This is a genomic window from Ancylobacter sp. TW_SC_1 (assembly GCF_056836805.1).
Genome location: NZ_CM166365.1, coordinates 1,140,154 through 1,166,675, shown reverse-complemented (window position 1 = coordinate 1,166,675; position 26,522 = coordinate 1,140,154). Strand labels below are relative to the sequence as shown.

Below are 26,522 nucleotides of genomic sequence, written 5' to 3'. Positions count from 1 at the left end.
CCGCAGGCCTTCATACCGAACGCCTTCGTGCCGCAGGCCTTCATGCCGAACGCCGTCATGCCGCCCTCCTCATCTCCGCCACCGGGGCGGTCACCGCCGGCCGAGCGGTGGTCGGGCCGAGCCGGCGCTCGGCGAGCTTGGCGGCGAACAGCAGGGCGACGGCCACCCCCGCGAGGCCATAGGCCGGGCGCGTATAGTCGCGGCGGGGAATGCGCTCGACATAGCGGATCGGCCGCGTCTCCTGCCGGTCGATCTCGGTGATCGCCTCGGCCACCGCCTGCGGGCTCGTCGCCTCGAAGGCGCGGTAGGGTACGCCGAGGCTTTCGAGAAACAGGTGGAGATGCCGCTCGGGATTGGACTGCGGTGTGTCCTCGCCCGAGGCCGGCTTGTCATGGATGCCCGGCGAGCCGCGCGAGCGCAGGAACAGCCAGTAGAGATGCACCGGCGTGCGCGCGATCGCCTGGCGCAGCGTCTCCTGCACCCGCCGGTCGATCAGCGCCGCCCCGTCCGAGACCAGCAACACGGCGCGCGAGGCCTCGTCGGTGTCGTCGGCGAAATAGGAGAAGGCCAGCGCCAGGCCGCGCCCGACATCGGTGAAGGCGAGACCCGGCCGGTCGATGGCGTCGATCGCCGCATCCACCACCTCGTGATGGTCGGTAAGCGGCAGCACCGGCATGGGCGAGGTCGAGAAGGCCGCGACGGCGATGCGGTCATGCGGGCGGCGCGCGACGAACTGCGCCAGCAGCCGCTTGGCGGCGGCGGATTTCGATTCCTGGTCGCCGGTCGGCGCGCGGTCGGCGAAGCTGTTGTCCATGCTGGACGAACGGTCGAGTAGCAGCACGAGATGCGCACCGGTGCCCTCGCGCTCCACGCTCTGCGCGCGCCGGTGCAGCCCGGCGAGGCCGAGCACCAGCGCGGCGATGGCGAGGCAGCCGGCGAGCCGCAGCGCCACCGAGACGGCGCGCGACAGCGGATCGTCCGGCACCAGGGAGGCGGCGGGGATGCCGCGCCGCCGGAACACCGTGGCGAGCAGCGGAAGCAGGGCGAGGACCAGCAGCGCCAGCACCAGCGGGCGGTCCACGCCCCAGTCCCGCGTCAGCCACCCCCCGGTCGCCGCCAGTCCGCTCATGACGCCTCCCGCTCGACCGCGCGCAGCCGGCGTGCCAGCGCGACGAGCTGCGGCGGCGGCAGATCGCTCTGCGCGCCGGCGGGGTCGGCGCGGAAGAACGCCCGCCGCGAGGCCTCGAAGAGCCGGCGCACCTCGGCCTCGACCTGCCGGAAGGCCGGATGTCCCTCGAAGAACGCCGTCAGGTCCTCGGCGAAGACGCCCTTGCCCGCCGTCGCGTCAAAGGCCCGGTGCAGGGCGAGCAGCGCGCCGCCATAGGCCGACGCGCCAACGCCGGGGCCCGCCAGGGCGGGGGAAATCGCACGGGCGGCCCGGGCGAAGGGGCGCGCGCGGCGCCGGCCGAACGGGCCCCACCCCATCTGCCAGGCCAGCAGCAGGAAGGCGAAAAGCGCCACGGCCAGCGCGGCGAGCAGCCCCCGCACCGTGCCGGCGGTGGCAATCGGGCGTGGCGCGATGTCCGGCCGCAGCGCCATGGCCGAGCCCGGGCCGGTGGCGACGATCTCGCGCAGCGGCGACATCAGGAAGGACCAGGACGGCACCGGCACCGTCACCCGCCTCTCGCCATCCATCGCCGAAAGCGCCAGCGGCGGAATCGTCATCCGGCGCGGTTCGAGCGGCGCGTAGAAGGTCTGGTAGACGAGATCGAGCGTGTAGCGATGCACGCCCTCGACGATACCGTGATCGGTCAGCCGGGCCTCGCGCAGGTCGAGCCAGTAGTCGAGCGCGCGCGGCGGCGGCAGCGAGGCCGCATCCAGCACATAGGGCGCGTCAAGCGCGATCTCGGCGGAGAGCGCGACCACGTCGCCGATGGCGTAGCCGAAGGGCCGCGGGGCGTAGAGCTCGACGCCGCGCAGCTGCGCCAGGGCCGGGCCGGAGGCCGGCAACAGGGCGATCAGCAGCAGGAGCACAGGTGCGAGCCGCCCCATTCACCCCTCCATCAGGCGCTGCGCCAGCGCGTCGCTGTCCAGCGCGTCCTTGAGGTCGACGGGGCGGCGCCCGCGCCGGCTGAACAGCGCCCCCAGCGCCTGCCGGCGGGCCTGCGCTTGCGCGCGCCAGCGCTCGCGCAAGCCGGGCCGCATGAAGACGAGGCGCGCGGCGCCGGTCTCGAGGTCGGCGACCTCCATCAGCCCCCAGCGCGGCAGCCGCTCCTCCACCGCGCCGTCGCGCACGATCACCGGCACCACGTCGTGCCGCCACAGCGCATCGAGCAGGCGCTCGATCTCCCCGACCGGCATGAGGAAATCGGAGATCAGGAAGACCAGGCCGCGCCGGCCCGGCAGCCGCTCGGCGGCCTCCATCAGGCCCGCCGCGCCGGCGCCACGCGGGCGGACCGCGAGCAGGCGCTGGCGCACTTCCGCCTCCAGCCCGCGCCGGCGCGCGAGCGGCAGGCTCGCCTCTTCGCGAAAATGCGCGTCGCAGCCGAACAGCGCGAAGCTGTCGCCCGCAGTCACCGCCGAGAGCGCCAGCACGGCGCACAGATCCGCCACGCGCCCGACCACCGCCTCGCCGAAGCGCATCGAGCCGGACAGGTCGACCAGCGCGGCGACCGGCACCGTGCGGCGCGGCGCGAACTGGCGGACATGCAGCTCGCCAAAGGGGTCGCGCAGCGATACGCGCAGGTCGATGCGGCGCGGGTCCGGCTGGCGCAGCAGCGAGACATGGCGGCGGAACTCGCCCTCGGCGCCCTCGCCGCGGCCGGGATGCGCGCCGGGGAAAATGCCTTCCGGCCGCCAGCGCAGCCGGTAGGCGATCGGCCGCAGCTCGCCGTCGCCGGCGGCCGTCATGGCGCCGGCACCCTGGCGAACACGCCGGCGATGAGCGCGCCGACGATGCGCTCGCGGCGCAGCTCGTAGACCGGGTCGATGAAGATGCGATGCGCCATCACTTCCGGGAACACCGCGCGCAGGTCCTCCGGCACCACCATGTCGCGGCCTTCCAGCCAGGCGCGCACGCGCGCCGCCCGCACGAGGTAGCTCATGCCGCGCGGGCTGGCGCCGCCCTGGATGAGGCGTCCCGCGTCCACGCCCTCGATCTCGAGGTCGAGCATCGCCGGGTTGCGCACCGCTTCCCACAGCGCCAGCGTATAGGCTTCCAGCGCCGGGCTGGTGCGCACGCCGAGCTGGATCGTGCGCGCCACGGTGCCCAGCGCCTGCGGGTCGAGCACGCCGCTCTCGACCTCCATCAGCAGCGCGTCGACGTCGTGGAAGCGCGGATCGAAGACCAGGCTGCGGCGCGCCTCGGTCTCCGCCGGCATGGCGACCTGCACCTCCATGAGGAAGCGGTCGCGCGCGGCGGCCGGCAGTTCGAAGGTCTCCTCGCGCTCGACCCGGTTGCGGTCGGCGAAGACCTGGACGTGCGGGAAGCGGTATTCGCGGTTGAACGCCGAGACCGAGCGTTCCGCCATCAGCCGCAGCAGCAGCGAATGCACCTGCGGCCGGGCGCGATTTATCTCGTTGAAGAAGAAGATGGACAGCTCTTCGCCCTGCCGCAGCAGCGGGCCGGGATCGATGCGCGGCCGCCCGTCCTCGCCGAGATGGGCGTGGTAGATGAGATCGGTCGGCATCAGGTCGATGGTGCCCTCGATCCGCTCGAAGGCGCCGCCGATGGCGCGCGCCATGGCCCGCAGCAGGGTGGTCTTGCCGACGCCGACATCGCCCTCCAGCAGGACATGGCCGCGGGCGAAGGTGGCGATGGCGAGCAGGCGGATGACCCGCTCCTGTCCCAGCACCACCTTGCCGATCTCGCGCTCGAAGCGCAGCGCCTGGCCCTGCCAGTCCGACAGGACGGAATCGGTGTCGCGAGCGACGCGCATCCTGAAGACCTCTTCAAGCACACGGGGCGAACGAAAGCAGGCGCCCCAAAAGGGCGCGGCCCACGCAAACGGGAGTGCCCGCTCGCGTGGGCCGCGCCAGTTGCCCACAAACCGGGCGGCTAGGCCCGGAGGATCGCGGGGCGGACAGGAGAATGGCGTCCGCCCGCAAGTGGGTTCTCGAAAGCAATGTCTTGCCGGAAGACCGTCAGTTGGCGCTCGGGATCTTGTTCACGTCGTAGACGAACGTGCCGGTCTTCTGGAAATTGGCGACGCGCTGCGCATTGCGCGCTTCCATGGCCTTGATCGATTCCGACTGCTTGTTCAGCTCCTTCGGATCGTGCTTGGGGTCGTACTTGGAACCGGCGACCTTGTCGGGGTAGCCCGGCTTGGCTTCCCAGCAATTGCCGGGCGCCTTGCAGTTGGTGCCGTCATAGGCGTTCGCACCGCCCACCATGGCGAGGGCCAGAGCCCCGGCGCCGGCGACAGCAAAGGCACACTTAACGCTGCGATCGATGATGCTCATGTTCAGTCTCCTCGTCGTTTCCACCCGTCTTCTGCCGGCGTGTTTCAGCCCGCCGGTCCGCCGCACATTTCGGGCAGCTCTTCGGCTGGCTCGACATGCTTGGCGTTCGCGTCGAAGGGCTTGAACTTGCTGCGCTGCTCGCTGGTCAGCCAGACCGCGCCCTTCGGATCGTCCTTGTAGAGGTGCCGGACCCAGGACATGACGAGCAGCATCTCGTTCATGTTCAGCGCGCCATACATCGGGCCCATCTGCCCGTTCGCGCCACCGAAGATCGTCTCGAACAGACCCTGGTCGGTCTCGTTCTTCGGGTAGGTCCAGTAGGAATCGTTCAGGCCGGGCCCGATCTTGCCTTCCCCGTAATGCCCGTGGCAGCCCGAGCACATGGAGAGGAAGAGTTCGTGCGCCTTCGGCAGGCAGACGGGATTCTCGACATAGATGTTCTTCCCCGTCTCCAGGAAGACCTTGACCGCCTCGGTGTCGCGCCCCTCCTCGGGTGCCTCCGCCAGATCGAGCGGCTGTCCGGTGATGGTATTGGTCAGCATGATCGCGGCACGGGCCCCGAGCCCGGCCGCACCGGCCCCGAGGGCGCCGGCAAGGAGCAGGACGGCCGCCTTCTTCGTGAAAATCGTCTTCTTCATCGAACCTTGTTCACATCGCGAGATCGAGGGGCGGCGCCGGCGGCTCGCGCGCGAGCCCGCCGGTCCGGGTCGATAGGGATCAGGTGTTGGGCTCGAGCAGCGGAATGCCTTCCTGCGTCAGGATCTGCTCGATCTGCGGCCGGGCCTTCTCCAGCGCCGTGTTGATCTCCACGAGCAAGGCGGGATCGTTCTTGCGCACGCCGATCGCCTGGTCGTAATGCATCGGGATCGGCTTGTCGTTCGGCCGGTCGATGTCCCTGGTGATCACCGTCATGCGCAGCGGCGTGGTGGAGGACTTCACGTAGCGCGCGACTTCCGGCGCGAAGGCGATGCCGACATCGGCCTCGCCGCTGGCGACCTCGGTCACGATCCGGTCGCCCGGCACCTGGACCCACTGGTTGCGGCGCGACTTGAAGTTGACCAGCGAATACATGTAGGCCGCGTTGTCCTCGAAGCGGCCGATGCGCTTGAGCATGGTCTCGGCCGGCGAGTAGAAGCGGACGGCGAAGCGGGTCTGGTCCTTGATCTGCTGATCTTCCCAGTCGCCCGTGGTGATGTCGCGGTCGGCCTTGGTCACCAGGACATAGCCGGTGCGGTAATAGGGCTTGGAGGTGAGCATGCGCTCGTCGCCGACATCCACGCCCATGACGAGGTCGCAGTTGTTCTTGTCGAGCTGGTCACGCACCAGATAGATGCCCGGCTGGTCGGAGCGCACGAACACCGGCTTGCGGCCCATGGCCTGCGCCAGCACCGTGGCGATGCGATCCTCGAAGCCGCTGGAATCGGCGGCCGAGAAAGGCGCCTCGACATTGGAGGCGCAGATGCGCAGCTCGTTGGGATTGCGGCCGGCGGTCTTGTCGGCCTCGACCGTCGCGGCGGCCGCGAGGCCGGCGAAGGCGAACCCCGAGAAGGCGAGGCCGGCAACGGCTAGTGATAGCCGGCTAATGGCCTGTCGCTTGGACATGGTTGGATCCTCCTTGACCGAGGTGGGTTCTGAGGCGGACGCAGGATCCGGAGCCGGCCCCGGCGCCCCGCAGCTGGTGCGGGAAGGCGGGTCAGCGGACCCGGGTGACGTGGCCGCCCGCCGCGTCAGGAGGGGCGCGGCGGGCGGCCGTCAGGCTTGGGCGGGATCAGCCGCCACCCTGGATCACGTTGGTCGAGTATTCGCCGACATTCGGATCGCTGTAGGGGCCGTCGCCGTTCAGCGAGAACACCATCACGCCGCCACCCATCTGGGTGTAGTGCTGGAGCTGCTTGAAGGCGCCCACCGAGCCGAGGCCGGCGGTCGGGTCGTTGAGGTCGAACACCAGGCCGACACCCGGCCAGCCGCCGACGCCGTAATAGATGGCGACGTACTGCTTGCCGTCATGGGTGTAGGTCATCGGGTGGCCGATGACGCCGGAGGGCAGCTTGAACTTCCAGAGCAGCTCGCCGGTGTCGCTGTCGCGCGCCTTGATGAAGCCGTCCAGCGTGCCGTAGAACATCACGCCGCCAGCGGTGGCGAGCGTGCCACCCCACGCCGCGAAGCGCTCCATCACCTGCCACTTGAACTTGTTGTTGATGGCATCATAGGCCTTCACCTGACCGAGACCTTCATAGGTCTGGCGGTCACCCTTCGGGCCGGGATACATCCACAGGGTCGCACCGACGAAGAACTGGCCGGCACGGTAGGGGAGCATGAAGGGCTCCCAATCCATGCAGATGTGGTTGATGCCCATGAAGAAGGACTTGCGCTCCGGATCGTAGGAGTCATGGCCCTGGTTGTGGTAGCCCATCGCCGAGGGGCAGATGTCACGCCCCTTGTGGTCCATGCGGGTCCCGTATTCCGGGTCGCGCTCGGGCAGGCCGGTCTTCAGGTCGACCTTCTTCACCCAGTTGACCGTGTCGTCGATCTTGTCGGCCGAGACGAGGTCGCCATTGGTGCGGTCGAGCGAATAGACGATGCCGTTGCGGTCGGGATGGGTGAGAAGCTTGCGCATCTTCCCTTCCTTGTCCTTCTGCTCGGAGAGCATCATGACGTTGACGCCGGCATAGTCCCACTCGTCATGCGGGGTCTTCTGGTAGCCGAACTTGGCATTGCCGGTGTCGATGTCGCGACCCCAGATGGTCATGGTCCACTTGTTATCGCCCGGACGCATGGTCTCGTTCCACGGCGCCGGGTTGCCCGAGCCGTAGTAGAAGAGGTTGGTGTCCGGGTCGAAGGCGTACCAGCCCCAGTTGGTGCCGCCGCCGATCTTCCACGCCTCGCCTTCCCAGGTCGCCTTGCCCAGGCCCTTCTGGCCGTAATGCGGGTTGGCGCTGTTGAAGTCGTCGGAGAGACGCACTTCCTCGTCCGGGCCGGTGGCATAGGCGCGCCACTTCTGGGCGCCGGTCGCCATGTCATAGGCGGTGACGTAGCCGCGCACGCCGAGTTCGGCGCCCGAGGAGCCGACCAGCACGGTGTCCTTCACGACGTAGGGGGCGATGGTGAGCGTCGAGCCGACCTTGATGTCGGAGTTCTCGAGCTTCCAGAACTCCTCGCCGGTCTTGGCGTTGAGCGCCACGACATGGCCGTCGAGCTGGGTCTTGACGATCAGCGGGCCGACCGTCCCGTTGCCCGGCCAGTAGGCGAGGCCGCGGTTGACGACGTCGCAGCAGGCGACCGCGCGGGCGGTCGGGTTCTGCTTCGGCTTGTGCTGCCACAGGATCTTGCCCGGGTCGTCCAGCCCGACCGCGAAGGTCGTGTTGGGGAAGGGCGAGTGGATGTACATCACGCCGTCGACGACGAGGGGCGTGCCCTCATGGCCCGACAGCACGCCGGTGGAGAACGACCAGGCAGGACGAAGCTGCTTGACGTTCTCCTTGGTGATCTGGTTCGCCTCACTGTAGTTGTTGGCGCTGTAGTTCTTGCCGGTCATCGGCCAATTGTCGGTGCTTTTCGACAGCTCGACGAGCTTGTCGTTGGCAACCGCCGGCGCCGAGGCGCCGAAGCTCACCGCGGCCGCCAGAGCGGCGGCGACGGTGACCACGGACACCGAAGAGTGCAGTCGGCTCATTGGGTATTCCCTCGCGTTTCCTATTCCCAGGCCGTTCCGCGTTACCCCCGGCTTGCGCCGGACGGAGGCGGACTTCTTCGATTCTCCCCGCGCAGCCCACGGCACATGGCGTTTCCGTGAGCTGTATTGTCGGAGCGGGGTAGAATTCTTATGAATTTTTCAAGATGTTATTGTTTATGCGACTATTGTTTGCCTCGAAGCCAATTAATGTCTTTAGGCAAAATGGAAATTCTAGTCGGGAACTTTTCCCCGAAACCCGTGAGAATGCACCGCCTGCTCCCGAAAGCCTTGTCGGGATGCGTTAAAAGTGGTTTCCTCTCAGGGCCTTGAACGAGTCTCGCAGCCGGCTCTCTGTCGTCGAACCTTCGATGCCGCGTCTGCGATCCGGGAGTCGAGCAGCCAAAATAAGTTTTTGCTCAGTTAAGCTTATAAGAAGCTCATAAGTATAGATGACCGTTACTGTGCTGCCTCGCGCGCGCGCCCTGCTCGGCGCCGCCCTCGCCTTCGCCCTCGCCGGCTGCCCCGGCGGCGGCGAGCAGGAGACGCGTGAACCGGAGGCGCGCGAGCCGGAGACCCGCGAGCGGGTGGCGGCGCCGGCCGCAAACGTCATCGCCGGCAAGACCTGGCTTCAGCCGACCGACGGCACGCCGCCCGACATCTGGCTGGCCAGCCGCGAGGCGGGCACCGACGTGGCGGCCGGCGCCCCCGCTATCGCCGCCTGGCGGGCGCGGCTGGAGGATGCCGACGCGCGCTTCGGCGAGACCGACCGCATGATCGCCAACCGCGCCGCGCAGCTCGAAACCATGCTGGGCGAGATCGGCATCGAGGAGAGCGCCCGGCAGATCATGGCCGACTTCTCCACCCTCGCCGCGCCGGGCGCGCGGGCCGGCTTCAGCGACCTGTGCCAGCACTATTACAATCTGCGCGTCCAGGGCCTGTCGCGCGAGGCGGCCTTCGCCGCGCTGCGCGCCGAGCCGAGCAATGCCGGAAACGGCGCCGCCCCGGCGTCGGGGACGGGAGCCCAGCCATGAACGCCTTCATGCCGGAGACGGCCTCCAACCCGTCCGCCTTCAACCCCTGGCACCGCCGCTCGCTGCGCTGGCAGGTCATGGCGGCGGTGATCGCGGTCAATCTGTGCGCGGCGCTGGTGGCGGTGGTGGTCATCATCGCCAATGCCCGCCGCGCCACGGAGGTGGAGATGCTCTCCTCGCTGGCCGTCGCCGAGCGATTCGTCGAGGAGACGGTCGAGCGGCTGGCCAGCGCGCAGGACGGCACCGGCTCGCTGGCCCAGCTCCCGCTTCATGTCAGCGGCCTGCGGCATGCGCGCATCCGCATCGAGGATGCGGCCGGCCGGGCGATCGACATCGACCCGCCCGCCGCCGATCCCGACCAGGACGAGGAGCACGAGGAGGTCCCCGGCTGGTTCACCGCGCTGGTATCGGTCGACGGGACGCAGACCGTCATCCCGGTCATCGAGAACGGCCAGCGGATCGGCACGGTACACGTGGCGGGCGAGGCCTCCGACGAGATCGCCGAGGTCTGGCAGGACATGTCCGACCTCGCTTTGCTCGCGGCCGCGGTGAACCTCGCCATACTGGTCGCGCTCTATGTCGTGCTGGGCCGGCTGCTGATGCCGCTGCGGACGCTCTCCTCCGGCCTCCACGCGCTGGAGGCCGGCCGCTTCGATCATCGCCTGCCCGCGCCAAGCGTGCGCGAGCTGGCGCTGATCGCCGACCGCTTCAACGCCCTCGGCGCCGCGCTCAAGCTCGCCCGCGACGACAATGCCCGGCTCAATGAGCGCCTCATCCGCGTGCAGGACGACGAGCGCCGCCAGATCGCCTCCGACCTGCATGACGAGCTCGGCCCCTGCGTCTTCGGCCTGCGCGCCAATCTGGCGTCGGTGGAACGGCTGGCGGCCCGCGCCGAGCCGGAGATCGGCGAGCGCATCGGCGAGCGCGCGACCACCATGCTCGAGATACTGGACCGCATCCAGGGTCTCAACCGCCGGCTGCTGCGCAAGATCCGGCCGATGGCGCTCGGCCATGTGCCGCTCGCGGCGGTCATCGCCGACCTGGTGGCGGATTTCGAGGGCCATTCGCCGGGCCGCCATTTCCGCCTCGCCACGCAAGGACTCGCCGAGCGTTACGGCGACAGCATCGACATCACCGTCTATCGCTGCATCCAGGAAGCCGTGACCAACGCCCTGCGCCACGGCGACGCCGGGAACATCGTCATCGAGGTCCGCGGCGACCGTGCCGCGCGCCGGCTCGTCGTCGTCGTCGAGGATGATGGCGCCGGCATGCCGCCGGGCGCGCCGCCCGGCTTCGGCCTCATCGGCATCGAGGAGCGCATCGGCGCGCTCGGGGGAAGCTGGCGCATCCTGCCCGCCGCGCGGCGCGGCACCCGCGTCGAGATCTGCATTCCCGTCCCCCCCGGCGAGACCGGCCAGCCGGCCACGCCCGAGAAGGTAGTCGCGACATGACGAGCGTATTGGTGATCGACGACCACCCCATCGTGCTGCAGGGCTGCCGGCGCCTGCTGGAGGATGCCGGCGTCGAGCAGGTGCTGGAAGCCAGCACACTGCTCGCGGGCTACCGCCTGTTCCGCCGCGAGAAGCCGGACGTGGTGATCATCGACCTCGCCCTTCAGGGCAACGGGCTGAGCGGCCTGATGCTGGTGCACCGGCTGCGCGCGCAGAGCCCGCGCACGCCCATCCTGGTCTTCTCCATGCATGGCGATCCGGTGATCGCCAGCCGCGCGCTGGAGGCCGGCGCCAATGGCTACGTGCTGAAGGACACCTCCTCCAGCTCCCTGCTGGAGGCGTTCGACAAGGTGCGGCGCGGCCAGCACTATATGAGCCACGACCTTGCCATGCAGGTCGCGCTGCTGGGCTCGCGCAAGACCGCCCCGCTCGCCGACATCACCCCGCGCGAACTGCAGACGCTCTCGCTGCTGGCCGAGGGGAAGGACTACGCCAACATCGCCGCCGAGCTCGGCGTCAGCTACAAGACCGTCGCCAATACCTGCTCGGCGCTCAAGTCGAAGCTCGGGGCGACCAGCCTGCCCGAGCTGGTGCGCCGCTCCATCCAGTACCTGTCGACCTCGCCGCTCAACACCGGCATGCGCGGGGCCACCCGGCTGTCCTGACCACGCCGGACGAAGGGGCCGGCGGTCGCCTCCCCGACAAGGCCATCCGCGCGCCATACACGGCGCCGTCCCGCCGCCCCGCGAAGGCGGTGCGGTGAGGTGGCACGTGAGGCGGTGCACGTGAGGCGCGCTACTCCGCCATGATCTCCGGCGTGCCGCAGTTCGGCGGCGCGCAGTCCGGCAGCTTGATGTCCGCAGCCGCCCCCTCCGGCGGCACGCCCGGTGGTATCGGCACCAGCTCGCCCGTCAGCGGCGCCGGCTGATCCGGGCCGGAATTGGGAGCGATCAGGTCGGGAGCCGGCGGCAACGGCCCCTTCAGGCCCCCCGCACGGGTGCCGGTTTCCTGCGCCAGGGCCGGCGCCACCGGAGCGGCGATCAGCAGGGAGCAGGCCAGGAGCCCGGCCAGCAGGCAGGCAGGCGGCATCTTGTTCATCGTGCACTCCCGGTCATGCTCTTGCGTCGACCGATGCTATCAGCAGGACGGCCCGCGAAAAAGCCCGCCGCTCGCGGGGTGAGGGAGATTCCCGAGCAACCTCCGGAGCCGCCGGCGAGAGCGAGCTTGGCGCGTGTCCCCGATCGATGCCCCCGACCGACGCCCCGCCGATTTCCGCCGTCGCTAGGGCAGAAGCCTGCTCAGAAGCGGCCCCTCGCCAACGATCAGGGTGCCCGCGACCACGGCGATGACGCCGAGGATGATGATGTAAAGGGTGGTGCGCTGCGGGTCGGACATGGCGCCAGCGTCGAGCCTCGCACGGGCGGTGTCAAGCCGCGGTGTCAAGCAGGAGCGCCGAGGCGCGCGGCCCGCATACCCGCCGGCCGGCCTTCCGCGCTCGTCCGCCTCGCGGCCGTGTGCGCCAATAGCGAAGACGGCGCTGTGGATCCCGGTCATTCCCGGACGATGCCGTCGACATCTGCCGAAGGTCGCCCGGATCGGCGATCAGGCGCGGCTTCGGATGCCCGTGCACGCAGCCGGGCGCCGGGGTGTTTCGCTATGGTGTCGAATCAGGGAGGTGTCTGAATGGTGGAGCCGAGGGGATTTGAACCCCTGACCTCTGCAGTGCGATTGCAGCGCTCTCCCAACTGAGCTACGGCCCCAGACATCAGGCGCGCCTTGTACGTTCGCCGCCGCCCCGCTGTCAAGGCGGCTGCGCATGGCGACCCCGCTGGGTTGTGAATCAGGGTTGCCGCGATGCGGCGGCGCCATTAAGCATCATGCTGGACGGCCGTTCGCGCGCCGTGCTCCCGCCCCCGTTCCGAGGCTCCCGATGTACTCGCTTCTCTGGCTGTTCGACACGCTGATCACGCTCTACGTCTGGATTCTCATCGGCTCGGCCATCCTGTCCTGGCTGGTGGCCTTCAACGTGGTCAATCCGCAGAACCAGTTCGTCCGCAGCGTCGGCGAATTCCTCTGGCGGGTGACGGAGCCGGCGCTGGCGCCGCTGCGGCGCGTGTTGCCCAATCTGGGCGGCATCGACATCTCGCCGGTCATCCTGATCATCCTGCTCTATTTCATCCGCAACCTCGTCTTCGAGGTCGTGGCGGGGGCGTGAGCACGCCCTCGCCGAGCGCCCCCCTGCCGTGGACACTGGCGGCTGATTCGGTCGTGGTGACGGTGCGGGCGACGCCGCGCGGCGGGCGGGACGCGATCGACGGCCTGGTGATGCTTGGCGACGGCCGCTCCGCCCTCAAGGCCCGCGTCAGCGTGGTCGCGGAAGACGGCAAGGCGAATACGGCGCTGGCCCGGCTGCTCGCCAAGGCGGCGGGCATCGCGCCCTCGCGGGTGGAGCTGGTTTCCGGCGCCACCGGCCGCACCAAGAGCTTCCGGCTGAGCGGCGATGCCGCCGACATCGCCGCGCGTCTGCAGGCGCTGGCGGGCAGCTGAGCCTCGTCGCGACGACAGGGATGTGATGGCGAGGGAGCGCGGGCGCGCTCAGCCGTTCCAGCCGAAGGCCAGCTTCTCCAGCGCGCGGCCGCCGAAGGTCTCGGTCGAGCGGGCGACGCCGAGGCCGCCCATGGCGCGGTAGAAGCCGACCGCCTGGTCATTGGCCGCCAGCGCCCACACCGCCATCCCCTCGAAGCCGGCGCTGGCCAGTTCCTTGCGCGCATCCAGGAACAGCCGCCGGCCGAAGCCGAGGCCCTGATATTCCGGGCGCAGGTAAAGCTCGTAGATCTCGCCCTCATAGGGCAGGCCGCGGGCGCGGTTGCGGCCGAGATTGGCGTAGCCGGCCACCGCGTCGCCGAAGGTGAGCACGATGACGCGCGAGCCGCGCTTGAGCGCGGTCTCCCACCAGCCGGGGCCGCGCCGCTGGATCATCTTCTCGAGCTCGGCGCCGGGGATCAGGCCGCGATACGAGGCACGCCAGGCCGAGTCATGGATCTCGGCGACGTCGTCAGCATCGGCCGGGCGTGCCCGGCGTGTCTCGACAAGAAGCGTGCTCATCGAGCAGATGGGAGCAAATGCGCTCCCCGGGATCAAGGGCTTTCATCGCAAAAAGCACGATCGATCCACCAGGGCGTGGCAGATGTGCCACGCCGCCGGGATATGCCGCTGGGTCATGAGACCCGCCGACCGGGGGCGATCAGACGCCCTCGGCCTCCTTGCGGCGCTCCTCGCGCTTGCGCTCGTTCGGGTCGAGGAAGCGCTTGCGGATGCGGATCGACTTCGGCGTCACCTCGACCAGTTCGTCGTCCTGGATCCAGGCCAGCGAACGCTCCAGCGTCATGCGGATCGGCGGGGTGAGGCGCACCGCCTCGTCCTTGGAGGTGGTGCGGATGTTGGTGAGCTTCTTGCCCTTGAGAACGTTCACCTCGAGGTCGTTCTCGCGGTTGTGCTCGCCGACGATCATGCCCTGATAGACCTTCCAGCCGGGCTCGATCATCATCGGGCCGCGATCCTCGAGGTTCCACAGCGCATAGGCCACCGCCTCGCCGGCCTCGTTGGAGATCAGCACGCCGTTGCGGCGGCCGGGGATCTCGCCGCGATGCGGCTGGTAGGCGTGGAACAGCCGGTTCATGATGGCGGTGCCGCGCGTGTCGGTCATCAGCTCGCCCTGATAGCCGATGAGGCCACGGGTCGGGGCGTAGAACACCAGGCGCTGGCGGCTGCCGCCGGAGGGGCGCATCTCCACCATCTCGGCGCGGCGCTCGCTCATCTTCTGCACGACAACGCCGGAATATTCCTCGTCGACGTCGATCAGCACTTCCTCGATCGGCTCGAGAATCTCGCCGCTCGTCTCGTCCTTGGTGAAGACCACGCGCGGGCGGGAAACCGCGATCTCGAAGCCCTCGCGGCGCATGGTCTCGATCAGCACGGAAAGCTGGAGCTCGCCGCGGCCGGACACGAAGAACGAATCCTTGTCGGACGACTCTTCGATCTTCAGCGCCACATTGCCTTCCGCCTCGCGCAGCAGGCGGTCGCGGATGACGCGGCTGGTGACCTTGTCGCCCTCGGTGCCGGCCAGCGGCGAATCGTTGACGATGAAGGACATGGTGACGGTCGGCGGGTCGATCGGCTGCGCCTTCAGCGGCGCATCGACGCTGAGATCGCAGAAGGTGTCGGCCACGGTGCCCTTGGAGAGGCCGGCGATGGCGATGATGTCGCCCTGCACGCCTTCCTCGATCGGCTGGCGCTCGATGCCGCGGAAGGCGAGGATCTTGGAGACGCGGCCCTGCTCGACCAGCGAGCCGTCCTGCGCCAGCACCTTGACCGACTGGTTCGGCTTGATCGAGCCGGAGGTGATGCGCCCGGTGATCATGCGGCCGAGGAAGGGGTTGGCTTCCAGCAGCGTGCCGATCATGCGGAACGGGCCGTCGTCGACGGTCGGCTCGGGCACATGCTTCAGCACCAGGTCGAACAGCGGCGCCATGCCCTGGTCCTGCGGGCCTTCCGGGCTGTCGGCCATCCAGCCATTGCGGCCGGAGCCGTAGAGGATCGGGAAGTCGAGCTGGTCGTCGGTGGCGTCGAGCGCCGCGAACAGGTCGAACACCTCGTTGATGACTTCCTGCGCGCGGGCGTCGGAGCGGTCGACCTTGTTGATGGCGACGATCGGGCGAAGACCGACCTTGAGCGCCTTGCCGACCACGAACTTGGTCTGCGGCATCGGGCCTTCGGCGGCGTCCACCAGCACGATGGCGCCGTCCACCATGTTCAGGATGCGCTCCACCTCGCCGCCGAAATCGGCGTGGCCGGGGGTGTCGACGATGTTGATCCGGGTGTCCTTCCAGACCACCGAGGTGGCCTTGGCGAGGATGGTGATGCCGCGCTCTTTTTCGAGGTCGTTCGAATCCATCACACGCTCGGCGACGCGCTGGTTCTCACGGTAAGAGCCGGACTGCTTGAGCAGTTCGTCCACCAGCGTGGTCTTGCCGTGGTCGACGTGGGCGATGATGGCGATGTTGCGCAGCTTCATATGAAAACACCAAAAAGCGGGCCCGAAGGGCTTCGGACCCGCGTGAATTTTGCGGCGCACTATACTCAGAACGCCTCGAATATCAACGTTGGAAAGGCCGCGCCATCGTCGCAGCCTCAATCCGGCTGGCGCAGCTCCCACAGCCGGCGGATCTGCGGCGGCTTGAGGATCGCCCCATCCGGGGTGCGCAGCCAGGCGATTTCGCGATTGGCCGGCGCCTGGGTCATGGCAAAGGCGATGGCATCCTCCACCGTGCCGAACTCGTAGGAATCGGGCCAGCGGTCGGGAGCGTCGACGGTATGGGACGGCGGCCAGTACTGCAGCCGGGCGGGTTCGTGATCGGGTGTCATGAACCGTTCTCCTCAGCGCGCGTCCTGCGACAGGCGCCGCGCCCGCGCGCCTGGGAAGGACGCGGCGTCGGGGAGCAACGCCGATCGCCGCAAAAGGTTCCCGCAGGCCGGAATCGAACGCCCGCCACGCCCCCGGGCCTTGAACCGCCCGGCCGACAGCCCAGTATCTTAGGGGAGCAACGCAGGAGACCCCGCGATGGTGCAGCACAACGGCAAGCCGGGCGCCCCGGACTACACCGAGCGCGAAGTCGACGAATCCGTCGAGGAGAGCTTCCCGGCGAGCGACCCGCCGGCCTTCAGCGGCATCACCGGCGACGAGCCGCCGCCGGCCGGGAAGAAGCCGGCCCCGTCCGAGAAAGCGGTCGACGAGGCGCTGGACGAGTCCTTCCCCGCCAGCGACCCGCCCTCCTTCACCGCCGTCACCGGCGTGCGCGAAGCCGACTGAAGCCCGCTCACGCCACCGGCCGCTTGGCCCATGGGCCGAAGCGCGCGTCGGGCTGGGCGGCGCGCAGCATCATCATCTCGCCGACATTCTCCGGCGACAGCAGGCCGACCAGCTTACCGCCGGCATCCACCACCCCGACCACCGGCGCGCCGCTCTCGGTGATCAGCTTGAGCGCGCGGTCGAGCGGCGTGCGCGCCCCGACGCTCGGCACGTCGCCCTGCATCGCCTCGATCACCGAGGAGCCCGGCCCCTTCGCCTGCAGGGCATGGATCATGGCGTCGCGGGTCAGCACGCCGCGCAGATGCCCGGCGCCGTCGACGATGGGGAATTCCTTCTGCGTGGTGCGGATCAGCGCCTCGGCGGCGTCGCCCACGCTGGCCGCCGGCCCCAGCGTCTCGAACTGGGTGATCATCGCGTCCTGCACCAGCAGCCCCTGCGCCGCCTGCTTCATCTGCACCTGCCCCGCCTCGCCGGAGGCGGCGAGGAAGACGAAGACGGCGATGATGATCAGCATCGGATTGCCGAAGATGCCGAGCACGCCGAGGCCCACGGCGAGCCCCTGGCCGATCGAGGCGGCGGTCTGCGTCGCCTGCGCGTGGCTCATCTTCATCGCCAGCAGCGCCCGCAGCACCCGCCCGCCATCCATCGGGAAGGCGGGAATGAGGTTGAACACCACGAGGAAGATGTTGGCCGCCGCCAGCTTGGCCAGCAGGCTCACCTGCGGGTTCTCGATGTTCTCGATGTGCTCGAGGCCGACATGGCCGCCCAGGAACACCAGCAGCACCGCGGCGATCGCGACATTGACCAGCGGCCCGGCGATGGCGACGACCAGTTCCTCCGACGGCTTCTCCGGGATGCGCTCCAGCCGGGCGATGCCGCCGAACGGCCACAGCGTGACCTCCGGCGTCTTCACCCCGTAGCGCCGCGCCGCGAAGATGTGGCCGAACTCGTGCAGCAGCACGCAGAAGAACAGCAGCGCGACAAAGGCCACGCCCTCCCAGGCCGCGCCGGTGCCGCCGCGCTGGTAATAGGCGACCCAGATCCAGATCAGGAACAGCAGGAAGGTGACGTGGATGCGGACCGCGGTGCCATAGACATGTCCGACGGTGAGCGACCAGGGCATGGGATTCTCCTAAGAGTCTGAGCTCGTAATTCGCATTCTCTCCGATGACCGTCATCCTGAGGTGCTGGCCGAAGGCCAGCCTCGAAGGATGCTCGTCCGGGCCACCGGAAATCCATCCTTCGAGGCTCGCTCCGCTCGCACCTCAGGATGACGGTGCATTGGGGTCAGGCTCTAAGGCGGGCCGCCACACAGCATAACCCCGTCGCCGTGACAGGACAGCGCAATTGCCCGATCCGCCGCTCCGGGATCGGGAACCCCTCGCCCGCTGCGCGGTTGCCCCAGGCAACAGGGAGATCGCCATGGACGCGAAAACCACCGCCCAAGCCGTCGACCATGTCTGGGAGATGATGGACCGGATCCGTGCCTGCATGCTGGTGAGCAAGCAGGGCCTCACCCTGCGCGCCCGGCCGATGCACGCCCTGACCGCGCGCGAGGAGAACTGCGTGTGGTTCCTGTCCGACCGGCGTGGCCACAAGGACGAGGAGTTGCGGCGCGACCCGCAGACGGCGCTCGTCTTCTCCGACGCGTCCGGCCGCGACTTCCTCTCGGTCTCCGGCGAGAGCGAGGTGATGGAGGACCGGGCGAAGATCGCCGCGCTGTGGAGCGGCGCGGCGGCGGCCTACTGGCCGCGCGGCAAGGACGATCCGAACATTCAGGTGCTGCGCTTCCTGCCCGCGCACGCCGAGTACTGGGACGGCCCGTCGAGCTCGGTCCTCGTCGGCCTCACGCGCGCCGCCGCCCGCCTCGCCGGCGAGAAGCCCGACTTTGGCGACAACCGCAAGGTGCCGCTGGACTAGGCTGGCGCGCCCTCCTGAAGGGCCCGTCATCCCGGACGGCCGCACGGCCGATCCGGGATGACGGGTGATCGCCCGGGAGCGATCCCGGCGTGCACGTTCCAGCTGCGGCCCCTCGTCGCCGGGCGGGGCCCAGCGTTCGAGGCGTGCATGGCGGACCGCGTCAGCGGCCCATGCGGCGGTGGCGGTTGGCCAGCGTGCGCAGGCGCAGGGCGTTGAGCTTGATGAAGCCGGCCGCGTCGCGGTGGTCATAGGCCACCGCGCCTTCCTCGAAGGTGACGAGGTCCTGATTGTAGAGCGAATAGGGGCTCTCGCGGCCGACCACCTCGACATTGCCCTTGTAGAGCTTGATCCGCACCTCGCCGGTGACGAATTCCTGGCTCTTGTCGATCAGCGCCTGCAGCATCTCGCGCTCGGGCGAGAACCAGAAGCCGTAATAGATCAGCTCCGCGTAGCGGGGCATGATGTCGTCCTTGAGATGCGCCGCGCCGCGGTCGAGCGTGATGCTCTCGATGCCGCGATGCGCCTGCAAAAGGATCGTGCCGCCGGGGGTCTCGTAGACGCCGCGCGACTTCATGCCGACGAAGCGGTTCTCGACGAGGTCGAGCCGGCCGATGCCGTTCTCCTTGCCGAGCTCGTTCAGCCGGGTCAGCAGCGCCGCCGGGGAGAGCGCGATGCCGTCGATGGAGACCGGGTCGCCCTTCTCGAAGCCGACGGTAATGTAGCTCGCCTTGTCGGGCGCCGCCTCGGGCGAGATGGTGCGCTGATAGACATATTCCGGGGCTTCGTCCGCCGGGTCCTCCAGCACCTTGCCCTCGGAGGACGAGTGCAGCAGGTTGGCGTCGACGGAGAACGGGGCCTCGCCGCGCTTGTCCTTGGCGATCGGGATCTGGTGGCTCTCGGCGAATTCCAGCAGCCGGGTGCGCGAGGTCAGGTCCCATTCGCGCCACGGCGCGATCACCTTGATCTCCGGCTCCAGCGCGTAATAGCTCAGCTCGAAGCGCACCTGGTCGTTGCCCTTGCCGGTGGCGCCGTGCGCCACCGCGTCGGCGCCGACCTTGCGGGCGATCTCGATCTGTTTCTTGGAGATCAGCGGCCGCGCGATGGAGGTGCCGAGCAGGTACAGCCCCTCATAGAGCGCGTTGGCGCGGAACATCGGGAACACGTAGTCGGAAACGAATTCCTCGCGCACGTCCTCGATGAAGATGTTCTCGGGCTTGATGCCGAGCAGCTCGGCCTTCTTGCGCGCCGGCTCCAGCTCCTCACCCTGGCCGAGATCGGCGGTGAAGGTCACCACCTCGCAGCCATAGGTGGTCTGCAGCCATTTGAGGATCACCGAGGTGTCGAGACCGCCCGAATAGGCGAGCACCACCTTCTTCACATCGCTAGCCATGTCACATTCCGCAGGAGAGAAGCCGAGCCCAGAAAAGCGCGCGGACTATAGGCATGGCCCGCGCGGGCGCAACATTTTCGTGTGTATGAAAAATCGCCCGCTGGCTCAGCCCGCCGGGGTCGATGGCGGCGGTGCCGGCTGAGAGGGGGGCAGCGGCGCCATCGCACGCTCGGGCCGCAGCGGCTTCCAGAAGCCGGCGCTCCAACCGGCGACCAGCCAGTAGGCGAGCCCGCCGGCAAGCCCGGCCGCGACGATGTAGAGATCGCCGTCGAACGGCACCGGCGCCTGCGCATAGGGCGCGAACACCGACGCGGCCAGCCAGGCCGAGAGCGCGCCATTGGCCACATGGAAGATCCAGGAGCGCACCGCGAAGGCTTCGGCGAACAGGATGCCGATCAGCGCCACCGCCCACATCGCCATCACCACCATCATCAAGAGGTAGCTCGCCGCCGCCAGCGCGTCGAACAGCGCCACCGCCTGCACCTCGTCATTGCCGGCGAGGAGATCGCCGATCCGCCAGTAGCCGAACAGCACCACGGCCATGGTCGCGAGCATGCCGGCGACGACGCCGGTCGGCACCAGCAGCAGCCGCAGCAGGAGACGCAGCAGATTGTCCATCGTTCCCGCCTATTCCGCCGCCGCCGCCATCGCCCGAAGCGCCAGGCGCTCGCGGGCGGAGAGCTTCTCGGTCTCGCTCTTGAGCTGGCCGCAGGCGGCGAGGATGTCGCGCCCGCGCGGCGTGCGCACCGGGCTGGAATAGCCGGCGCGGAACACGATGTCGGAGAAGGTCTCGATGGTCTCCCAGTCCGAGCACTCGTACTTCGTGCCCGGCCAGGGGTTGAACGGGATCAGGTTGATCTTGGCCGGGATGCCGGCCAGCAGCTTCACCAGCGCCTTGGCGTCGGCCGGTGAATCGTTCACGCCCTTCAGCATGACGTACTCGAAGGTGATGCGCTTGGCGTTGGAGGCCGGCGGATAGGTGCGGCAGGCCTCCAGCAGGGCCTTCAGCGGGTATTTCTTGTTGATCGGCACCAGCTCGTCGCGCAGCTCGTCCCGCACCGCGTGCAGCGAGATGGCGAGCATCGGCCCGACCTCGCGGCCGAGCCGCTCGATCTCCGGCACCACGCCGGAGGTGGAGACGGTGATGCGCCTTTTGCCGATGCCGAGCCCCTCGCCATCGGCCAGGATCTCGATGGATTTCGCCACCGACTCATAGGCATAGAGCGGCTCGCCCATGCCCATGAAGACGATATTCGTCACCAGCCGGTCGCCCTCGGTCGGCAGGCCGGGGCCGACGGCGCGCGCCATGCCGGGATAGTCGCCCAGACGGTCCCGCGCCACCATCACCTGCGCGACGATCTCGGCGCTCGTGAGGTTGCGCACCAGCCGCTGCGTGCCGGTGTGGCAGAACGAACAGTTGAGCGTGCAGCCGACCTGACTGGAGACGCACAGCGTGCCGCGGTCGCTCTCGGGGATGTAGACCATCTCGACATCGTGCGGCTTGTCGCCGGCGATGTCGGGAGGCAGGCGCAGCAGCCATTTGCGGGTGCCGTCATTGGACACCTGCTCGACCACCACTTCCGGCCGGGCGAGCGTGAAGGCGGCTTCCAGCTTCGCCCGCAGCGGCTTGCCGACATTGGTCATCTCGTCGAAGGAGGTGACGCCGCGCAGATAGATCCAGTGCCAGAGCTGGGCGACGCGCATACGCTGCTCGCGCTCGGAGACGCCGATCTGCGCCAGCGCCTCGGCGAGGCCTGCGCGGTCGAGGCCGGCAAGCGAACGCTTCGCCGGGGCCGGCGTCGCCGCCGCGCTCGTCGTTTCGGAAGGGTGCGTCTCGACGCCGGGGGCTGCCCCGGCGGCGGTCGCCGCAGTGGTATCGATCAGGTTCATTGCTTTATCGAGGATGCGTGTTTGCGCGCCTCATAGCACAGAGCGGCGCGCGATGCGAATGCCGGCGCGCCGCCCGCCGCCTCACTTCAGCGGCACCCAGATGTCGATGACGAGATCGTCCGGCGAGGTCGTGCGCGGATCGGAGCGGTATTCCTCGACATAGAGGTCCTGCGCCTCCAGGTCCTTGGCGTCGAGCAGGTTGGCGATCTGCTCGTAAGTGGGGTCCATCGCGTCATAGGGGCCGCGATGGGTGAAGCGCAGCGCCTTGCCGGCCGGCGAGGCGGAGAAGCTGACGCCGTTCTGCGGCTTCTCGGTCGTCGCCCCCTCGAACGGCACGGCCGCCTCGAAGTCGAAGCCGAGATCGTCGGTCGCGGTATAGATGATGAAGGAGGCGCCGTTCGGCGTCAGCTTCAGCCGCGCCATCTCGGCGTCGATCTCCCTCAGCGTGGCGACGATGGTCTTGAACGCGTCGTCCCAGCTCGCATGCGCCTTCTTCATCAGCACCGGCACGGGCTGCAGCGTCGCCGCGTCGCCAAAACCGTCCGGCCGCTTCAGCGGATCGCCGGCGGGGGCGATCTTCTGTGTGTCGACCGCCTTCGGGTCGACCACCGGCGGGGCGACCATGCCGTCATCGTCCAGCGGCGCCGCATCGTCGGGCGGTGCAGGAGCCTCGGGCGATGGAGCGTCGGGCGATGGCGCGGCGGGTGCGTCCGTTGCCGCCGGCCCGGCGGGCGGCGCGACGGGAGCGCCGTCGGCCGGCGCGGTCTGCGCCCGCAACGGTCCCGAGAACAGGAGCGCCGCGACAAGCAGCGCGAGCGGAGCGGACAGCCGCCGCATGGCAAGGCGGGCGGGCGAGATCACCAACATCATCGGTTCACCGGAAAAAGGCACGGACGCCGCCCATGCTTAGCATTCTCCCGCGCCGCCCGCGACCGGGGCGCGACGCGCGGAGGGCGCGTTCGCACGCCGATCGATGCGGCGCCCGCCGCCGCAAGTCGGGCCATTGAGTCTGGCCAATCCGCGGCGCTTCGCCATATAAGGAGCCAATCTTCAGGCCTGCGGGCCGAAAGCCGCGAACCCGGATCAATGGCAGCGCTGGAAAACCGTCCCTTCGTCAAGATGAACGGCCTCGGCAACGAGATCGTCGTGCTGGATCTGCGCGACGCGCCGCTCGCCGTGCCGCCGGAGGAAGCGCGGGCGCTGGCCCGCCCCGACGTGCTGCCCTTCGACCAGATCATGGCGCTCTACCCGCCGAAGAGCGAAGGCACGAGCGCCTTCGTGCGCATCATCAACGCCGACGGCTCGGAATCGGGCGCCTGCGGCAACGGCACGCGCTGCATCGCGCTCTACGAGGCCGGCCGCACCGGCGCGAGCCACCTGGTGTTCGAGAGCGTGGCCGGCGCGCTCGACTGCACCGTCCGCACGCAGGGCATCACCGTCGACATGGGCGTGCCGCATTTCGGCTGGCACGACATCCCCCTCGCCGGCCCGGTGGCGGACACCCGCGCCATCGAGCTGCAGGCCGGCCCGGCCGACGCGCCGGTGCTGCGTGCCCCGGCCGTGGTGAATGTCGGCAATCCGCACGCCATCTTCTGGGTCGAGGACGTCGAGGCCGTCGAGCTTGGCCGCTACGGGCCGGAGCTGGAGCATCACCCGATCTTCCCCGAGCGGGCCAACATTTCCGCCGCGCAGGTCGTCTCGCCGGAGCACATCGTGCTGAAGGTGTGGGAGCGCGGCGTCGGCCTCACTCGCGCCTGCGGCACGGGCGCCTGCGCCGCCGCCGTCGCCGCCGCCCGTCTCGGCCTCACCGGCCGCCGCGTCACCGTCACCCTGCCGGGCGGCGATCTCGTCATCGACTGGCGCGCGAGCGACGACCACATGCTGATGACCGGCCCGGCCGAATTCGAGTTCGACGGCCGTCTCACCGCCGCCATGCTCGGCGCCCCCGCCGGCGCCGACTGATCCCATGAGCCTCGCCTCTCCCGCCCTCGCTTCTGCCTCGCCCGTCGACGTCGTGACCTTCGGCTGCCGGCTCAACGCGCTGGATTCGGCGACCGCGAAGGCGATGGCGGAGACCGCCGGGCTGGAGAACGCCGTCATCGTCAACACCTGCGCCGTCACCGCCGAGGCGGTGAAGCAGGCGCGGCAGGCGATCCGCCGGCTCAAGCGCGAGGACCCCGCCCGCCGCATCGTCGTCACCGGCTGCGCCGCCCAGACCGAGCCCGCCGCCTTCGCCGGCATGGCAGAGGTCGACCGCGTGCTCGGCAATGCCGAGAAGCTGTCGCCGCAGAGCTGGCGCGCGACGCGCGACGCCTTCGCTAACCCGTTCGACCTCGAGGCCGGCGAGAAGATCCGCGTCGGCGACATCATGGCCGTGCGCGAGAGCGCGCCGCACCTGCTCGACGGCCCAGCCGACACGATCGACGGGCACAGCCGCGCCTTCGTCCAGGTGCAGGATGGCTGCGACCACCGCTGCACCTTCTGCATCATCCCCTATGGACGGGGAAACGCGCGCTGCGTGCCGATGGGCGCGGTGGTGGAGCGCGTGCGCGCCCTCGTCGCCGAGGGCTTCGGCGAGGTGGTGCTGACCGGCGTCGACCTCACCTCCTATGGCGCCGGCCTGCCCGGCGCGCCGCGGCTCGGCACGCTGGTGCGCGCGCTGCTGCGCCATGTGCCGGAACTCGCCCGGCTGCGGCTCTCCTCGATCGATTCGGTCGAGGTCGACGACGAACTGATGCGCGCCATCGCCGAGGAGGAGCGGCTGATGCCGCATCTGCACCTCTCGCTGCAGGCCGGCGACGACCTGATCCTCAAGCGCATGAAGCGCCGGCACCTGCGCGCCGACGCGATCCGCTTCTGCGCCGAAATGCGCCGCCGCCGCCCCGACATGGTGTTCGGCGCCGACATCATCGCCGGCTTCCCGACCGAGACCGAGGCGCAGTTCCGCGCCTCGCTCGACCTCGTCGACGCCTGCGGCCTGACGCATCTGCACGTCTTCCCCTTCTCCCCGCGCCAGGGCACCCCGGCGGCGCGCATGCCGCAGATCGGAACCGACATCGTGAAGGACCGCGCCCGCCGTCTGCGGGAAAAAGCCGCGCAGGCCCTGCTGCGCCACCTCGCCGGCGAGGTCGGCCGGCGCCGCGAGGTGCTGGCCGAGCGCGGCGGCATCGCCCGCACCCCCGGCTTCACCCCGGTACGCCTCGCCCGCCCGCTGGCGCCCGGCACCCTGGCCCAGATACGCATCGCCGGCCATGACGGCGCGCGGCTGATCGCGGCATGAGCGACATGAACGACACGACCAATTCCCGCCCCGGCTTCTGGAAACGCCTGACGCAGGGCCTGACGCGCACCGCGTCCGGCCTGTCGACCGGCATCACCGACCTCTTCACCAAGCGCAAGCTCGACGCCGACACGCTCGAGGACCTCGAGGACGTGCTGATCCGCGCCGATCTCGGCGTGGAGACCTCGGCCCGCATCGCCGCCATGGTCGGCAAGGGGCGCTACGACAAGACCATCGAGCCCGACGAGGTCCGCGCGCTGGTCGCCGAGGAGATCGAGGCGGTGCTCAAGCCCGTCGCCCATCCGCTGGTCTTCGCCGCCGAGACGAAGCCCTTCGTGCTGCTGATGGTCGGCGTCAACGGCTCGGGCAAGACCACCACCATCGGCAAGCTCGCCTCCATCCTGAAGGCGCAGGGCAAGAAGGTCGTGCTCGCCGCCGGCGACACGTTTCGCGCCGCGGCGATCGAGCAGCTCAAGGTCTGGGCCGACCGCACCGGTGCGACCATCGTCTCCCGTGCCCCCGGCGCCGACGCCGCCGGCGTCGCCTTCGACGGGCTACAGCAGGCGCGCGCCGATAGCGCCGACGTGCTGATCGTCGACACCGCCGGCCGCCTGCAGAACCGCGCCGAGCTGATGGCGGAACTGGAAAAGGTCGTGCGCGTCATCAAGAAGCAGGATCCCTCGGCCCCGCACGCCGTGGTGCTGACGCTCGACGCCACGGTCGGGCAGAACGCGCTGCAGCAGGTCGAGGTGTTCCGGCGGGTGGCGGGCGTCACCGGCCTCGTGATGACCAAGCTGGACGGCACGGCGCGCGGCGGCATCCTCGTCGCCATCGCCGCCAAATACGGCCTGCCCGTGCACCTCATCGGCGTCGGCGAGGGCATCGACGACCTGCAACCCTTCGAGGCGAGGGACTTTGCCCGCGCCATCGTCGGACTGGAGAGCTGATCATGACCGACACGCCGTCCGCGACCCGCCTGCGCACCATGCACCCGATGCTCAAATTCGCGCTGGAGCTCGGCCCGCTGGCCGTGTTCTTCATCGCCAACGGGCGCGGCGGCATCTATCTCGCCACCGGCGCCTTCATGGTCGCCACCTTCGCGGCGCTGGCGGTGATGTGGATCGTGGCGCGCAAGATCGCGGTGATGCCGCTGGTCTCGGCCGGCGTCGTCATGGTGTTCGGCACGCTCACCATCGTCCTGCAGGACGACCACTTCATCAAGATGAAGCCGACCATCGTCAACGCGCTGTTCGGCCTCGCCCTGTTCAGCGGGCTGTATTTCCGCAAGCCGCTGCTGCCCTATGTGCTGGGCGACGTCTTCACGCTGACCGATCTCGGCTGGCGCGAGCTCACCCTGCGCTGGGGCTCCTTCTTCCTCGTCATGGCGGTGCTCAACGAGATCGTCTGGCGCAACGTGTCGACCGACACCTGGGTCGCCTTCAAGACCTTCGTCTACCTGCCGGCGACGCTTGTCTTCGCCATGGCGCAGGTGCCGTTGATGACCCGCCACGCGCCGCCCGAGACCAAGGGCGAGAGCTGACGGCGGGCCGCCACCGC

Annotated in this window: 28 protein-coding genes and 1 tRNA gene; 11 read left to right on the top strand and 18 right to left on the bottom strand. The window is 69.3% G+C overall.

Annotation, left to right across the window (positions count from 1 at the left end):
- Positions 1-55: 55 nt before the first annotated feature.
- From AC1PZ7_RS05440 to AC1PZ7_RS05405, 8 genes are all read right to left on the bottom strand, one after another.
- On the bottom strand, positions 56-1,129 hold the full coding sequence (locus AC1PZ7_RS05440; protein ID WP_482358490.1) for a vWA domain-containing protein: 1,074 nt from the start codon (positions 1,127-1,129) through the stop codon (positions 56-58).
- Positions 1,126-2,052, bottom strand: a complete 927-nt coding sequence (locus AC1PZ7_RS05435) for a nonribosomal peptide synthetase MxaA (RefSeq protein WP_482358489.1) — start codon at positions 2,050-2,052, stop codon at positions 1,126-1,128. The genes AC1PZ7_RS05440 and AC1PZ7_RS05435 overlap by 4 nt, the downstream gene beginning before the upstream one ends.
- Positions 2,053-2,910 carry a DUF58 domain-containing protein gene (locus tag AC1PZ7_RS05430; RefSeq protein ID WP_482358488.1) on the bottom strand — a complete coding sequence of 286 codons (858 nt, stop codon included), beginning with the start codon at positions 2,908-2,910 and terminating at the stop codon, positions 2,053-2,055.
- On the bottom strand, positions 2,907-3,938 hold the full coding sequence (locus tag AC1PZ7_RS05425) for an AAA family ATPase (RefSeq protein ID WP_482358487.1): 1,032 nt from the start codon (positions 3,936-3,938) through the stop codon (positions 2,907-2,909). Before AC1PZ7_RS05425 ends, AC1PZ7_RS05430 begins: the two co-directional genes overlap by 4 nt.
- Positions 3,939-4,143: 205 nt before the next feature.
- The gene (locus AC1PZ7_RS05420) at positions 4,144-4,461 is read right to left on the bottom strand and encodes a methanol dehydrogenase [cytochrome c] subunit (protein WP_482358486.1); all 318 of its coding nucleotides are present in this window, start codon (positions 4,459-4,461) and stop codon (positions 4,144-4,146) included.
- 44 nt (positions 4,462-4,505) lie between these two features.
- Entirely contained in the window at positions 4,506-5,099 is a 594-nt protein-coding gene (gene moxG, locus AC1PZ7_RS05415; RefSeq protein ID WP_482358485.1) for a cytochrome c(L), periplasmic, read from the bottom strand.
- Between the two features lie 79 nt (positions 5,100-5,178).
- The gene (gene moxJ / locus AC1PZ7_RS05410) at positions 5,179-6,063 is read right to left on the bottom strand and encodes a methanol oxidation system protein MoxJ (RefSeq protein WP_482358484.1); all 885 of its coding nucleotides are present in this window, start codon (positions 6,061-6,063) and stop codon (positions 5,179-5,181) included.
- A 166-nt stretch (positions 6,064-6,229) separates the two neighbouring features.
- Complete coding sequence (locus tag AC1PZ7_RS05405) at positions 6,230-8,134, bottom strand: methanol/ethanol family PQQ-dependent dehydrogenase (protein ID WP_482358483.1); 1,905 nt, start codon at positions 8,132-8,134, stop codon at positions 6,230-6,232.
- Positions 8,135-8,583: 449 nt separating this feature from the next.
- On the opposite strand from AC1PZ7_RS05405, the gene AC1PZ7_RS05400 reads away from it, so the two are divergent.
- The 3 genes from AC1PZ7_RS05400 to AC1PZ7_RS05390 are packed head-to-tail and all read left to right on the top strand — an operon-like array spanning position 8,584 to position 11,281.
- A complete protein-coding gene (locus tag AC1PZ7_RS05400) occupies positions 8,584-9,165 on the top strand; it encodes a hypothetical protein (protein ID WP_482358482.1) in 582 nt (193 codons plus the stop codon).
- Complete coding sequence (locus tag AC1PZ7_RS05395; RefSeq protein ID WP_482358481.1) at positions 9,162-10,616, top strand: ATP-binding protein; 1,455 nt, start codon at positions 9,162-9,164, stop codon at positions 10,614-10,616. Before AC1PZ7_RS05400 ends, AC1PZ7_RS05395 begins: the two co-directional genes overlap by 4 nt.
- Positions 10,613-11,281 carry a response regulator transcription factor gene (locus tag AC1PZ7_RS05390; protein ID WP_482358480.1) on the top strand — a complete coding sequence of 223 codons (669 nt, stop codon included), beginning with the start codon at positions 10,613-10,615 and terminating at the stop codon, positions 11,279-11,281. Before AC1PZ7_RS05395 ends, AC1PZ7_RS05390 begins: the two co-directional genes overlap by 4 nt.
- A gap of 130 nt (positions 11,282-11,411) precedes the next feature.
- On the opposite strand, the gene AC1PZ7_RS05385 is transcribed toward AC1PZ7_RS05390, so the two are convergent.
- Both AC1PZ7_RS05385 and AC1PZ7_RS05380 read right to left on the bottom strand, forming a co-directional pair.
- The gene (locus AC1PZ7_RS05385; protein ID WP_482358479.1) at positions 11,412-11,714 is read right to left on the bottom strand and encodes a hypothetical protein; all 303 of its coding nucleotides are present in this window, start codon (positions 11,712-11,714) and stop codon (positions 11,412-11,414) included.
- Positions 11,715-12,300: 586 nt separating this feature from the next.
- A tRNA-Ala gene (locus AC1PZ7_RS05380) sits at positions 12,301-12,376 on the bottom strand.
- Positions 12,377-12,546: 170 nt separating this feature from the next.
- On the opposite strand from AC1PZ7_RS05380, the gene AC1PZ7_RS05375 reads away from it, so the two are divergent.
- Together AC1PZ7_RS05375 and AC1PZ7_RS05370 are read left to right on the top strand one after the other, a co-directional pair.
- A complete protein-coding gene (locus AC1PZ7_RS05375) occupies positions 12,547-12,831 on the top strand; it encodes a YggT family protein (protein ID WP_482358478.1) in 285 nt (94 codons plus the stop codon).
- The gene (locus AC1PZ7_RS05370; RefSeq protein WP_482358477.1) at positions 12,828-13,163 is read left to right on the top strand and encodes a DUF167 family protein; all 336 of its coding nucleotides are present in this window, start codon (positions 12,828-12,830) and stop codon (positions 13,161-13,163) included. Before AC1PZ7_RS05375 ends, AC1PZ7_RS05370 begins: the two co-directional genes overlap by 4 nt.
- Before the next feature lie 48 nt (positions 13,164-13,211).
- Here the strand turns inward: AC1PZ7_RS05370 and AC1PZ7_RS05365 are convergent, their stop codons facing one another.
- The 3 genes from AC1PZ7_RS05365 to AC1PZ7_RS05355 form a co-directional block, all read right to left on the bottom strand.
- Complete coding sequence (locus tag AC1PZ7_RS05365) at positions 13,212-13,721, bottom strand: GNAT family N-acetyltransferase (protein ID WP_482358476.1); 510 nt, start codon at positions 13,719-13,721, stop codon at positions 13,212-13,214.
- A 139-nt stretch (positions 13,722-13,860) separates the two neighbouring features.
- The gene (typA, locus tag AC1PZ7_RS05360; protein ID WP_482358475.1) at positions 13,861-15,690 is read right to left on the bottom strand and encodes a translational GTPase TypA; all 1,830 of its coding nucleotides are present in this window, start codon (positions 15,688-15,690) and stop codon (positions 13,861-13,863) included.
- A 116-nt stretch (positions 15,691-15,806) separates the two neighbouring features.
- A complete protein-coding gene (locus AC1PZ7_RS05355) occupies positions 15,807-16,040 on the bottom strand; it encodes a hypothetical protein (RefSeq protein ID WP_482358474.1) in 234 nt (77 codons plus the stop codon).
- A gap of 196 nt (positions 16,041-16,236) precedes the next feature.
- Here AC1PZ7_RS05355 and AC1PZ7_RS05350 point away from each other — a divergent pair, with 196 nt between their 5' ends.
- Entirely contained in the window at positions 16,237-16,485 is a 249-nt protein-coding gene (locus AC1PZ7_RS05350; RefSeq protein ID WP_482358473.1) for a hypothetical protein, read from the top strand.
- Positions 16,486-16,492: 7 nt separating this feature from the next.
- On the opposite strand, the gene AC1PZ7_RS05345 is transcribed toward AC1PZ7_RS05350, so the two are convergent.
- On the bottom strand, positions 16,493-17,608 hold the full coding sequence (locus AC1PZ7_RS05345) for a site-2 protease family protein (RefSeq protein WP_482358472.1): 1,116 nt from the start codon (positions 17,606-17,608) through the stop codon (positions 16,493-16,495).
- A 299-nt stretch (positions 17,609-17,907) separates the two neighbouring features.
- Between AC1PZ7_RS05345 and AC1PZ7_RS05340 the strand changes: the two genes are divergently transcribed.
- The gene (locus AC1PZ7_RS05340) at positions 17,908-18,405 is read left to right on the top strand and encodes a pyridoxamine 5'-phosphate oxidase family protein (protein ID WP_482358471.1); all 498 of its coding nucleotides are present in this window, start codon (positions 17,908-17,910) and stop codon (positions 18,403-18,405) included.
- A gap of 160 nt (positions 18,406-18,565) precedes the next feature.
- On the opposite strand, the gene AC1PZ7_RS05335 is transcribed toward AC1PZ7_RS05340, so the two are convergent.
- From AC1PZ7_RS05335 to AC1PZ7_RS05320, 4 genes are all read right to left on the bottom strand, one after another.
- On the bottom strand, positions 18,566-19,795 hold the full coding sequence (locus AC1PZ7_RS05335; protein ID WP_482358470.1) for an argininosuccinate synthase: 1,230 nt from the start codon (positions 19,793-19,795) through the stop codon (positions 18,566-18,568).
- A gap of 105 nt (positions 19,796-19,900) precedes the next feature.
- Positions 19,901-20,413, bottom strand: coding sequence for a hypothetical protein (locus tag AC1PZ7_RS05330; protein ID WP_482358469.1), 513 nt, complete (start codon positions 20,411-20,413; stop codon positions 19,901-19,903).
- Between the two features lie 9 nt (positions 20,414-20,422).
- Positions 20,423-21,685: a dual-specificity RNA methyltransferase RlmN gene (gene rlmN / locus AC1PZ7_RS05325; protein ID WP_482358468.1), complete on the bottom strand. Its 1,263-nt coding sequence runs from the start codon at positions 21,683-21,685 to the stop codon at positions 20,423-20,425.
- A gap of 81 nt (positions 21,686-21,766) precedes the next feature.
- Positions 21,767-22,555, bottom strand: coding sequence for a GyrI-like domain-containing protein (locus AC1PZ7_RS05320; protein WP_482358467.1), 789 nt, complete (start codon positions 22,553-22,555; stop codon positions 21,767-21,769).
- Positions 22,556-22,771: 216 nt separating this feature from the next.
- Between AC1PZ7_RS05320 and dapF the strand changes: the two genes are divergently transcribed.
- Genes dapF through AC1PZ7_RS05300 form a run of 4 tightly spaced genes read left to right on the top strand, consistent with a single transcriptional unit; the run spans position 22,772 to position 26,505 of the window.
- On the top strand, positions 22,772-23,647 hold the full coding sequence (gene dapF / locus AC1PZ7_RS05315; protein WP_482358466.1) for a diaminopimelate epimerase: 876 nt from the start codon (positions 22,772-22,774) through the stop codon (positions 23,645-23,647).
- 4 nt (positions 23,648-23,651) lie between these two features.
- On the top strand, positions 23,652-24,965 hold the full coding sequence (gene mtaB / locus AC1PZ7_RS05310) for a tRNA (N(6)-L-threonylcarbamoyladenosine(37)-C(2))-methylthiotransferase MtaB (RefSeq protein ID WP_482358465.1): 1,314 nt from the start codon (positions 23,652-23,654) through the stop codon (positions 24,963-24,965).
- On the top strand, positions 24,962-25,912 hold the full coding sequence (gene ftsY, locus AC1PZ7_RS05305) for a signal recognition particle-docking protein FtsY (protein WP_482358464.1): 951 nt from the start codon (positions 24,962-24,964) through the stop codon (positions 25,910-25,912). Before mtaB ends, ftsY begins: the two co-directional genes overlap by 4 nt.
- A gap of 2 nt (positions 25,913-25,914) precedes the next feature.
- Entirely contained in the window at positions 25,915-26,505 is a 591-nt protein-coding gene (locus AC1PZ7_RS05300) for a septation protein A (protein ID WP_482358463.1), read from the top strand.
- Positions 26,506-26,522 lie beyond the last annotated feature (17 nt).